Annotated in this window: 10 protein-coding genes and 1 pseudogene; 7 read left to right on the forward strand and 4 right to left on the reverse strand. The window is 39.7% G+C overall.

The genetic code is table 11. The features are described 5' to 3' along the window. Window positions 1-130 precede the first annotated feature (130 nt). Complete coding sequence (locus tag WIW52_RS01515; RefSeq protein WP_337708155.1) at window positions 131-1,741, forward strand: serine protease; 1,611 nt, start codon at window positions 131-133, stop codon at window positions 1,739-1,741. A 31-nt stretch (window positions 1,742-1,772) separates the two neighbouring features. On the opposite strand, the gene WIW52_RS01520 is transcribed toward WIW52_RS01515, so the two are convergent. After that, window positions 1,773-1,910, reverse strand: coding sequence for a DUF6290 family protein (locus tag WIW52_RS01520; RefSeq protein WP_337708157.1), 138 nt, complete (start codon window positions 1,908-1,910; stop codon window positions 1,773-1,775). A gap of 67 nt (window positions 1,911-1,977) precedes the next feature. Next, complete coding sequence (gene crn1, locus WIW52_RS01525; RefSeq protein ID WP_337708159.1) at window positions 1,978-2,526, reverse strand: CRISPR-associated ring nuclease Crn1; 549 nt, start codon at window positions 2,524-2,526, stop codon at window positions 1,978-1,980. Between the two features lie 121 nt (window positions 2,527-2,647). Between crn1 and WIW52_RS01530 the strand changes: the two genes are divergently transcribed. The 5 genes from WIW52_RS01530 (at window position 2,648) to porB (ending at window position 6,792) form a co-directional block, all read left to right on the forward strand. After that, window positions 2,648-3,865 carry a DmsC/YnfH family molybdoenzyme membrane anchor subunit gene (locus tag WIW52_RS01530; RefSeq protein ID WP_337708161.1) on the forward strand — a complete coding sequence of 406 codons (1,218 nt, stop codon included), beginning with the start codon at window positions 2,648-2,650 and terminating at the stop codon, window positions 3,863-3,865. A gap of 67 nt (window positions 3,866-3,932) precedes the next feature. After that, window positions 3,933-4,484 (forward strand): 2-oxoacid:acceptor oxidoreductase family protein, encoded by a 552-nt coding sequence (locus WIW52_RS01535; RefSeq protein WP_337708167.1) that lies wholly within the window; start codon window positions 3,933-3,935, stop codon window positions 4,482-4,484. Further along, window positions 4,474-4,734 carry a 4Fe-4S dicluster-binding protein gene (locus tag WIW52_RS01540; protein WP_337702190.1) on the forward strand — a complete coding sequence of 87 codons (261 nt, stop codon included), beginning with the start codon at window positions 4,474-4,476 and terminating at the stop codon, window positions 4,732-4,734. Before WIW52_RS01535 ends, WIW52_RS01540 begins: the two co-directional genes overlap by 11 nt. Next, window positions 4,731-5,918 carry a transketolase C-terminal domain-containing protein gene (locus tag WIW52_RS01545; protein WP_337708162.1) on the forward strand — a complete coding sequence of 396 codons (1,188 nt, stop codon included), beginning with the start codon at window positions 4,731-4,733 and terminating at the stop codon, window positions 5,916-5,918. The genes WIW52_RS01540 and WIW52_RS01545 overlap by 4 nt, the downstream gene beginning before the upstream one ends. Continuing rightward, complete coding sequence (porB, locus tag WIW52_RS01550; protein ID WP_337708164.1) at window positions 5,887-6,792, forward strand: pyruvate synthase subunit PorB; 906 nt, start codon at window positions 5,887-5,889, stop codon at window positions 6,790-6,792. The genes WIW52_RS01545 and porB overlap by 32 nt, the downstream gene beginning before the upstream one ends. Before the next feature lie 252 nt (window positions 6,793-7,044). On the opposite strand, the gene WIW52_RS01555 is transcribed toward porB, so the two are convergent. Together WIW52_RS01555 and WIW52_RS01560 are read right to left on the reverse strand one after the other, a co-directional pair. Then, window positions 7,045-7,320, reverse strand: a complete 276-nt coding sequence (locus WIW52_RS01555; RefSeq protein ID WP_337708165.1) for a hypothetical protein — start codon at window positions 7,318-7,320, stop codon at window positions 7,045-7,047. A 906-nt stretch (window positions 7,321-8,226) separates the two neighbouring features. Then, complete coding sequence (locus WIW52_RS01560; protein WP_337708166.1) at window positions 8,227-10,344, reverse strand: molybdopterin-containing oxidoreductase family protein; 2,118 nt, start codon at window positions 10,342-10,344, stop codon at window positions 8,227-8,229. 6 nt (window positions 10,345-10,350) lie between these two features. Between WIW52_RS01560 and WIW52_RS01565 the strand changes: the two are divergent. Next, window positions 10,351-11,293: pseudogene (locus WIW52_RS01565) on the forward strand (glycoside hydrolase family 38 C-terminal domain-containing protein); the annotation flags it as partial.

The following is an 11,293-nucleotide window of genomic DNA, read 5'->3' on the forward strand; positions in this document are numbered from 1 at the left end:
ACCTGAGACTTCTAGACGTAAACTATCTTTCAGTGTAGTTAGATAGAACTAATAACGTTTTTTAATTCGTATAAAGATTTGGGATAATTCTTATATAACCGAAATATTTATAGTTTTGTTGGAAAAAAAAATGAAAAAAGAATTTTTAGTTGGGATACTACTAGTGATTTTAATTATACTGGCTGGTATAGTAGGTTATCTACTGGGGCAAAAATCAAGTTATACTAAGCCTATGTCAACACAAACGATGAAACAAGAGATAGTAAACGAAACTACAGTGATAAAGACAGTATATTCTCCTTCTGGAGACCCTGCTAGCATAGGAAACGGTGAGGACTACTTAATAAACCCCGTGTTCCCCTATAAAACAATAGCCTCTCAATACGCTTATGTAACTCCTGGAGACGGATTGGTATTTATAGGAAACCCCTTCTCCAGTGGTAACGGGTACTTAGCCGGGGCAAAAGGTGCCGCTGTTGTAGCGTCGATGCTTGGTTATCAACCTTTGACTGCCTATAATTACTATTTATACATAAACGCCCCTAACTACATAAACGTTCCTGGTGCAGTGAAGACGGACTCAGCTACAGTAATGTATTTGGCATCTATGTTAGGGCAACAAGCTATGTTAAATAAGTCACTGTATTTCTTAGGTGATGTAGGACTGGAAGGATATATGTACTCAACCGGTGTTGTCTATCAAAGGATAGTTCAGCTATATCAAGGCGGTATTTATTACTTAGTAGTCCCTCAAATGATGGCCCTAGCTGAGGGGCAAAACTACCAGATGGCTGAGCAATTTGCCAAAGAACACGGCGAGGTTTTGTACACCGTATCATCAATTCCTCAAATGTATCAAATCGTTACTTCATCTTCATTACCTCAACCTAAGGGATATATGGACTTTCCAGTTAACCTCTCTGTAGGATATTACTACTTGTCTACACTTTACAATGAATTATACAACTCAACTACCAATTCTTCGGCGAAACAGACTGCAGCTATGTATTGGTCTATGGCACAGAAGCTTGCAAGCGAGGGTAACTATACAGCCTTTTATGTCCTACCTAACCCTGCTGTTGAGGCGATAGAAGTTCTCTACCAGACTAATCACTCGGTGAACTTAGGTTCTGAAGTTATGAAAGCAATTAATAACGCTGAGAACTTAACTAACTTATGGACCATAGAGACGGCAGCTGAGGCTGATTATTTATATAATCAAGGGAACATATCTAATGAGATTCTAGCTAATTCATGGGCTGCCTTGAGCTTATCGATAAACGCAGGGCCTACAATAACTCCTCAAGGGTTTTATCAAGGATTGTATAACGAATTCTTAACGGATCTTTATGCAGCTGAATATTTAGATTCAGTTACTAACGGGAATTACGGGAACATAACCCTGATACTTCAAGTATATAGAAATCCTAATGTTATATATGATTACGGTTTCTACGCTAACTATTATGCACAGATGGCAATGACATTCAGAGACTACTTCCTAAAACAACTTAACGCAACAGATCAATCTTTAGTGCTCAACTCGATTTATCAATACATGGCTAACGAGACTCAGATACTCGAAGGCGCTGCAGCCTATAACGACGGACCATCCCTAGTGGGTTACATAATGATGGAATATGGCCTAAGTTCACACAACTTAACTTATCTATACTATTCAATGCCGTTCATCCGCTTCACTATGAACGTAGAACAACTAACGTGGTATATTCAGCCATAAAAAAGTCAAAAACTTTTTCTTCTTTTATTTCTCAACTTCTTTCTTCTTCTATCAACTTTAATATCGCTTTCCTTATGACTTCACTCCTATTTAACCCGTGTTTTCTAGCGTAAGTATCGAGATTTTTTACCAGTTCGTCCTCGACCTTAAAGGTGATAACTTTTTTCATATGTAATACTGACAGAGAAAGCTTAAAAGGTATTACGCAATAATAGTCTATTATAGAATTTTATGCATTATGATAGCAGAATAGTTAGGGCTGATTTACTCACTAGTTGACAAATATCTATCGTTTGGCACTTTCCCTCCCCTGCCATCTGTATTTCTTTCTCTCTCGGTTCAAGTTCTTTTATGAGCTTTTGAACCTTGTTATACTCAGCTTGAGGGACTATGGTAGTAACAGTTCTAGCCTTTCTCTTGATTGCTGAGATTGCAGCAGCTACAGACATAGATTTTCTACCGCCAGTTATGTCCACAAAGTCCCCTTCGTTTATTTTACTCTCGACTTCCCTCTTAAACATCAAAAAGTCTTGCCTACTGTTAATGTCCGATATGCTTAAGGGAATATCATAAACATGGACACCCTTAGCACCACAACAGGCAAATATAGCCTTAACTAACTTCCACGCGAATTCCACAGCCTTATCGGATGTCCTTATGATATAAACCTCATCTATATTAACCTTCTCTACGTTATCTCCTTCATAATTGCCTTCAATTAAGTTCCTATAACTCTCAAATATTCCTCCCGGCGAAGTACCCAACGTAGCTATTAGCCTTGCCATATGGAGAGTATATTGAGCACATTTATATCTTTTACATTTCTTTTTCGTTGAGTCCTCAGAACTACTACATTAGATACAGTTTATATTCAGCTTTATTTAGTTTAAATTCGTTATTTAATGTATGGAAGAGATTTTGAAAACTACTGAAGACGATAAACTCCAATTGGCGTTCATTTTCGATCCTAATAAGTGTATTATCTGTAACGCTTGCGTCAACGCTTGTAACTCAGCTTACGGAGGTCTAAATTGGAGAACTTTACTCGTCTTTGATGAGGGAGACACGAAGATCGGTGTTTCCATAGCTTGTAACCACTGTGAGAACCCCTTATGTATGAAGGTCTGTCCTTCAAACGCGATAAAGAAAGATAACATGAGCGTTGTTTATATAGACCCTAAAGAGTGTATAGGATGCGGTTATTGCACTTGGGCTTGTCCTTATGAAGAGCCGAAATTTAATAAAGACGGCGTAATGAGCAAGTGTGACTTCTGTAGGCAAAGGCTTATGAACAAGCAGGGGTTACCGTTGTGCGTAGAAGCGTGTCCTACCGGTGCCCTATCCTTCGGATGGGTTGATAAGAAAGAGTACAGCGCTCCGTTCTTAGCACCGTACGAACTTACTAAACCTAACCTCGTGGTGAGACAGAGCAAGGTTAAAGTCGAGGCTTCCCCACTGAAGACAAGGAAAGAAGAAAATTATTGGCAATTATTGATCTTCACTTTATTCTCCGAATTTGCTTTAGGTTCCCTTCTTATTCCAGTTAAAGGCATAGTACCTTTGCTCTTGATGCTTATAGGACTTATTCCCTCAATTTTGCATATAAACAGAAAGGAAAGGTTTTACAAGGTAATCAAGAACTTAAGGACTTCTTGGCTAAGTAGAGAAGTATTCTTTTCGTCACTTTCCGTTCTTTCACTAGTATTTTATTCGCTCTACCCATCTGTGTTCACTTTTGCATCGTCACTTGTCCTTCTTTCGTTAGCGATCATATCTTCAATAATGCTTTATATACTAAAGACTATACCGTCTTGGTATTCCCCCAATACTGCTATATCGTTCTTAGGAACAGCCTTTACCTCAGTATTTCCATTAGGCTATTTCCTCACTCATAACTACTTGTATTTGCTTGTAGCAGTAGCTTTTAGTATCGCTGAGATATCTGTAGCTCGTAAGGATAACAAGCTTAGGTTAACCTTAAATTCATTCTATCTTGTTATGGTGATGTTATCTATTCTATTTCCATTAACTAGTCTTATAGCAATTCCAGGGGCAATATTATCGGAGTTTATTGAAAGAAGGAGGTTTTATGAAAATATTTCATATTATGGACTCCCAAAATAATAATCTTTTTTAATACGAAACTTTTTTAATGTTCAAGAGAAATTATATATTCGGAAGTGATGCCTTATTGCTCGAGATCAGATTTCACGGGAGAGGAGGGCAGGGAGTAGTTACAGCTGCTAACTTACTTGCAATTGCGGCAGACCTAGACGGGAACTGGTCCTCCGCATTCCCCTTCTACGGTGCCGAAAGAAGGGGGGCTGAGATAGAGTCTTATTGTAGAATTGACTCCCATCCGATTAGGGTTACTTCCCCCATAGAAAACCCGGACATCGTTGTTATCCTAGATCCTTCTCTATTAAAGATCTCTAACCCACTCCGAGGGTTGAAAGACGAAGGATACGCCGTCATTAATTCCCGCTCCCCCGTAACCCTCCTCTACCGCACTTTCGTAGTTAACGCTACGAAAATCGCTTTAAATCTTAACTTAGTCAAGTCTGGATGGCCCTTAGTCAACATTGTTATGCTTGGAAGTCTAGCAAGACTGAAGGTAGTTACTCTAGACTCTTTGAAGAAGGCAATAGAGGAGGTGTTTGAGGGAAAGATCGCTGAGGTTAACAAGAAAGCCGTAGAGATAGCTTACGAGGAGTTAATGGAGGTGTCACAAGTTGTCACTTAATTACCAATTATTCCCAATAAGTAAACCCGCTAAAGGGGCAGGAGGAAAGACAGGGAACTGGAGAATAGTGAGACCCTTAGTACATGAGGATAAGTGTGTAGGATGTAAGGCATGTTACATATGGTGTCCCGAAGGAACCATAATCATCAAGGATGGTAAAGTTGCTGTTGATTATGAATACTGTAAAGGATGTGGTATTTGCTCCAACGTATGTCCGGCCAAAGCAATTGAGATGGTGAGTGAGTCATGATGGAAAAGGTCATTTCAGGAAACGATGCTGTGGCTTTGGCTGTAAAACTGTCGAGAGTCAAAGTCACGGGTATTTACCCTATTACTCCGCAGACTTATATTATAGAGTCGCTCAGTGAAATGAAGGATAGAGGAGAACTCGAGACTGAAATAATCAGGGTAGAAAGCGAACATTCAGCAATGGCTGCGACTTTCGGTGCAGCAGCTGCCGGTGTGAGGGCTTACACTGCTACTGCATCGCAGGGACTACTATACATGCATGAGATGGTATGGTGGGTCGCCGGGAGCAGGATCCCAGTTGTAATGACTGTTGGGACCAGAGCTGTAGGTCCGCCATGGAACATATGGAATGAACATACTGACTTTATGAGTGAGAGGGACAGCGGATGGATAATGGCTTTCGCCTCTACGCCTCAAGAGGCCATGGACTTGACTATAATGGCTTTCAGAATAACTGAGGACGAGAGAGTGTTCTTACCAATGATGATCGGAATTGACGGTTTCATTCTATCTCACACTAAGACCAGAGTTTACGTACCTTCGCAAGAAGAAGTTGACTCATATCTTCCTCCAAGAAGACAGCCTTACGTGTTAGACCCAGAAGACCCAATAGCTATGGGTAACATGTTCTCGCCAGAGGATTACATGAAGCTTCGAGAGTCGATACATAGAGCTCAGATTGCCTCTAAGGAAGTCATTGTAGAAGCTGGGAGGGAATACATGAAGAGGGTAGTACCTATAGGGTCTTACTCGACGCTAAACGAGAGTTACAAATTAGAAGACGCTGACTACGCTGTAGTAATTATGGGAGCTTGGTCTTTAGACGCGATGCAAGCTGTAGACGAGTTGAGAAAGGAAGGGCTTAAGGTAGGGGTTTACAGAGTAAGGTTTGTAAGACCTTGGACTGAAGAAGAGGTGGTTAAGGCACTTAGTGATAAGAGCGTGTTGGTCCTTGACAGATCCGTTAGCTTTGGTAGGGGAGGGCAGTTGTACACTGAAGTAAAAGCTTCGTTACCGGATACTGATATAAAGGGTGTAATAACCGGGTTAGGAGGGGTTTCAATAGGAAAGAACGAGATGAAGGTGATAATCCGTAAGTTCGTAGAGAAACCGCAAGGTATAGAGTGGTTCTATCCTGAGGAGGCGAGAAAAATTGAGCTTAGGAGTCCGAGATATATTAAATAGGCACAAACTTTTGCCTGGGACATCGGCGTGTCCAGGCTGTCCTGAGAACATAGCGATGAGGATAATAAGCACAGCATTAGGAGAAAACGCCGTGATTGTAGTGGTTGCAGGTTGTTCCTCTGTGATTCAGGGCATGGGACCCAACTCAGCCTATAATTATCCCGTTCTAAACGTTGCCTTTGCTGCAGGTCCAGCAGCAGCTTCAGGTATTGCAGCAGCAATGAGGACTAGGGGAAAGAATGTCAAGGCAGTTGTATGGGCTGGGGATGGCGGTACTGCAGATATAGGGATGGCGTCTCTAAGCGGGGCTGCAGAGAGGAATGAGGACATTCTATATATATGTGTAGACAATGAGGCTTACATGAATACCGGTGGGCAGAGGAGCGGTTCGACGCCAATAGGAGCTTCGACAACTACCACACCTATGGGTAAACGGCACAATAAAAAGAACATACCGTTTATTATGATGGCACATCGAGTACCTTACGTAGCGACTGCGAGTGTAGGATATCCCCACGACTTAATGGAGAAGATAAGGAAGGCTAAGGAGATCCGCGGTTTTTCCTACGTGCAAGTTTTATGCCCTGATCCTTACGGATGGATGTTTGAACCTTCAAAGACCGCTGAAGTAGCAAAGCTCGCCTTACAAACCTGCTATTGGCCGCTATTCGAATGTGAGAACGGTATATTGAAGATCTCCGACGAGAGCTTACATTGCCTAGATAAGAGGACTAGAAAACCTATAGAGAAGTTCTTGAAAATACAAGGTAGATTTAAACATGTAGACCAACAGAAGATGAGAGAGCTCGAAGAATATGTAAACGAGATGTGGGAAAAGCTCAAGCTGATGTATAAAGGGAACCTGAAGTTATAGCAGCATTATGCCTACTCTTTTTTAATATGATTATTCCTTACAGCACTCCTAAATTTTTTCCTAAGTTGTTGCCTATAACCGATTGAAAGCCTCGACCTTTATGGCAAGAGGAATTCAGTTGTTAAAGTTAAGCACTATGAATAAAGTCTGCCTTGGATAAGAGTTTTTCACCAAACTCATAAATCACCGTCAACTTTCATTAAAAACTAATTATCCTTAACAATGGGTCTGCTTTTTTCCAACACCTCACCTCTATGCATTATAATCTCTACTTCTCGGCCTTTCGAAGAGATAATAGATCTTGCCCCTTACGAATATCCAGAACTTTATTAGGGAAACCATCACAAGTAATAAGAATGCAATGGGTATGAGACCTATGTTAAGGAGAAATGATGTCGAATCGTTAATAAGAGTAAATGGTAAGAATAGTATTGCTAGTTTCTCAAGGCTAAGCAATCTTAGAGATGCGAAAATTAGGAATAGTAAGGCACGTGCAGTAACTTTATTTAATGTTACTTTCAGATCCATAACCTTAAATACTCGTTACAGATAAAAACTTTTCCCTAAATTATTTCGTATTTTTAAGTTTAAATTGATATATTTGAGAATTCGCTTAAGTAAACGTTCGGTTTTGATCAAATAGCTGTTAAGAGCTATCAGTTTTAAATTCCTTATTTGAATATACCGATTTAGATATCTCAATACTAGATAGAATAAGTTCACGGGGTTAAGCCAACTAACATTTAAAAAAGGCTAATTCTCAACTGACCTTCTAATTTTCGACCTAACCGCTGGAGGCAAGAATAATAACTAAAAACTTTGAATTGAACACGTAAAGACATTTCAATAATGACGAGTATCGTAAACTGTTTACATAATGTTTAACCACGCTTAAACTTTTTATCCAAAAGTTATACACATAGAAAATACACAAAATTTTAATGAAAAATTTAATTAAGAGTTTAATTTTACCTTGTGTCTTAAAAAGATCGATTTATCATTTTACGCTATTGAATTAAAAAGTGATAAAGATAGTTCATATTGATTCACATCGATTATTTACTGTAATCATAAGGTACTATCCAATTATGTTTAATTAATTCTTGTAATAAAAAATTATTAATAAAATGTATAATATACAAGATCTTGTTATATCCCCTTCCGAGATGAACAGTCTTCACGTCGTATTTCTTAGCGTAAAACTTTCCGAATCTTTTTATGTCTCTTTTTATTACGATCAGAGCGTAGTCAAGGATTCCGTCCTTATATTCACTACCGGGGTTTACGACTTTCGTGTTCCCTACTTTATCAACACTAAAAGAACACAGAAATTGTTTATTTCACGTACACGGGAAAAACGAGAAACAGATGTTAAAACTATTCGAAGAAGTAATAAGCAAGTTAAAGGAGGAGAAAATTTCTCGTAATAACGAATTACCTTAAAGGCCTTATTTTCACGATATTCAACGACTGGGCAACACTCCCTGAAACAGGGTCTGTGATCTGCTCACTTATCAAACTGTTAACATCGAAGCCGTGACCGTAAGCAATTCTTTCCCCTTTTGAGTGCCTGCCGAAACCAAAATAAGTAAACACAGTATCGTCCCTTATGCCATCACTTACTTTCACCTTACACCTAACCCTTTCGCCTGTAGTTAAGGATATCACCTCTACTTCATCTCCATCTCTAATTCCTAGCTGTAGGGCTTTGTTCTTACTTATCATTACTGGATTATCGGGAGCTAGTTTAATAAGCGTTGGAATGTCAAAAGTTATACTATCCTGCGTGTGGTATAATGTATGACCAGTAGTTAAGAAGAACTCATCAGTAGCTCTAGGCATAATATTCTTTTCAATATAGGTGGGTAGAGGATAATAACCATATTTCCTGAGAGTCTCAGAGAAGATCTCGATTTTACCTGAAGGTGTTCTCAACGGTTTTTTGTAAGGATAAACCTCGTATATCTCTTCTGGAATCCTCACGCATCCTTTTTCACTCAACTCCTTCCGATCCACGTTTAACTGTTTTAGAATCATCTCCTCTAGATCCTCAAAAGTTGCATTTGACAAGCCTAATCTGTGTTCTAATTCGAGTAGAATCCACCATAGTGGTTTAGTGTCATATAAAGGATCTACTGTCTTTTGATGGATATCGATCCAATTATCTAAAGTCCAACCTACCGGTAAAGGCAATTCATCCCGCTCAAAATACGTTGACTCCGCCAATACTACATCCGCGTATTCAGTAACGTCAGATGGCATTACATCGACAACGACTAAAAAGTCCACAGCTTTTAACGCTCTCCTTACGAACTCCGAGTTGGGATCTCTACCGTCTAGGTTGGTTCCGACTACCATTAGTGCTTTAATAGGATAAGGACTACCAGTAAGAATTGCCCTATACACTTCCTGAAACGCCGCATAAGTTAGTGGGTACCTGATCCTATCTATTCTAGGAGCTTTAACGTTACTCTTCTCGTAAACCTTGACCTTGGCTTTCTTAGCTATAATTAATCCCCCCTTCTTATCGATATTACCAATCATAGCATTAATTGTAAAAGCCGCCATCCACGTATAAGTCGAGTCATTAGAGAATGAGGTGTGCCAACCGTCGTCTATAGCTGCAGCAGGTCTATTTAACCATAGATTTTCTGCCACATACTTAACGTCGTCGTAACTCACTCCAGTAATCTGCTGAAGCCTCGGATACACTTTCTCACCTTCCCTTTCAAGTAAGGAGAATACTGTAACTGCCTTTTTCCCATTTATCACTTTTTCGTCGAGAAGTCTCTCGGAGTAAACGCCGGTAGAAGTCAGATCGTCTTCATATACTAACAAGGACGCATTAGTGTACTTTAACAAAAAGTCCTTATCATACATATCGTTTTTGACCATGTAATATATTACACTTAGTAAAAAAGCTGTATCAGTTCCGGGTCTGATGGGTATCCACCTCTCAGCATACCTTTCTACTATAGCAGACTTTCTGGGATCTAATACAGCTATTCTTAACCCTTTCTTCCTACCTTCGTCTATTCTTCTAACAATGTCCGGTACTATACCTTCCAACGGATTTCTCCCGATAAAGACTATGAACTTGGCGTTAGGGTAATCGGGGTCAACACTCCTAGGTCCTTCGGTGCCGAGTACTAATTCTGAAGCTACAGTTCTTGGGCCATGGCATACGGACTCATGTCCAATTAAATTAGGAGTCCCATAAAGAGCTGCAAATCTTTCTAAGAGTTCTTTCCCATAATCATGAAAAGTTATAGCAAGATATTCAGGATGATCTTCATCTAATAATTCCTTCAAATACTTAACCACGATATCCAGTGCCTTATCCCATGTTGTTGGAACTAAGGTGTCACCTTGTCTTATCAAAGGTGATTTAAGCCTATCAGGATGCGTTAGAAGGAAAGGTCCAGCGGCACCCCTACCACAAATTCCAGGCTGTGGATGGTTTTTGTTTGGAGCAACTCTCACTGTCTTTCCTTCAATTGATGTTATAATTCCGCAAGCGTTCTTACACATGTAGCATCTTGCAAACGGCATGCAATTATGATTCAATTCTATATTTTTAAGATTACCGAACTTGAAGGGTTGATCAGGGAAGTGGAGGAAATATCCTTTAGCTCTATAAAAAGACTTATCGATGAGGGAGAAAAGTTAACTGTCTTCAATTCCATATCGTGGGATAGAGAAGATTATGTGTTTTTAAACACTTACATAGAAGGATCACAAAAGACAAACGATGGTTATCTTGTGAGGGTTAAGGTACCCTCTGTAGGTTATTCGGAGGTAAAGATTGTTAATGTAAATCCAGTAAAAGTGGATGGACTTACGATGGAAAACGAATACCTTAGAGTGGTCTTAGACGAAAAAGGTAAAGTTGTCTCGCTTTATGACAAAGAAAATCGTAGAGAGATACTGAAAGCATCTTCTAGTAGACTCATGATCTACGAAAGTATACTGGGTTGGGCTGACACATGGGATATTGAACCTTCTTATAAAGATACACAATTCGAACTTGATGCCGAGAAATATGAAGTCAGGGAAAAGGGGCCCTTAAGAGCGTGTATAAGATTTTATTATACTTTCAGAAACTCCACAGTAACGCAAGATACTTGCCTATACGCAAAAAGCAGGAGAGTGGACTTTAAGACTACTGTTCAAATGCTCGATAGGGAGTTAATACTGAAATCCTGGTTCTTCTTCGATTTAAACGTAACAGAAGCCACCTTCGAAATACCTTATGGGATACTAAAGAGACCCACAACTAAAAACATCAGCTGAGAGAGAGCGAAGTTCGAAGTTCCCCTCATGAAGTGGTTAGACCTATCTGAGGACGACTACTGTGGAGCCATTTTAAACGACGGAAAATACGGTACAGCGGTAGAAGGTGCTAATGTGGGAATTTCATTAGCTAAGACTCCTATTTACCCTGACTACGCTACCGACACAGAAATCAACACTTTTATTTACTCTGTCTATCCTCATAAGG

This window comes from Stygiolobus sp. RP850M (assembly GCF_037389295.1).
Taxonomy (GTDB): Archaea; Thermoproteota; Thermoprotei_A; order Sulfolobales; family Sulfolobaceae; genus Stygiolobus.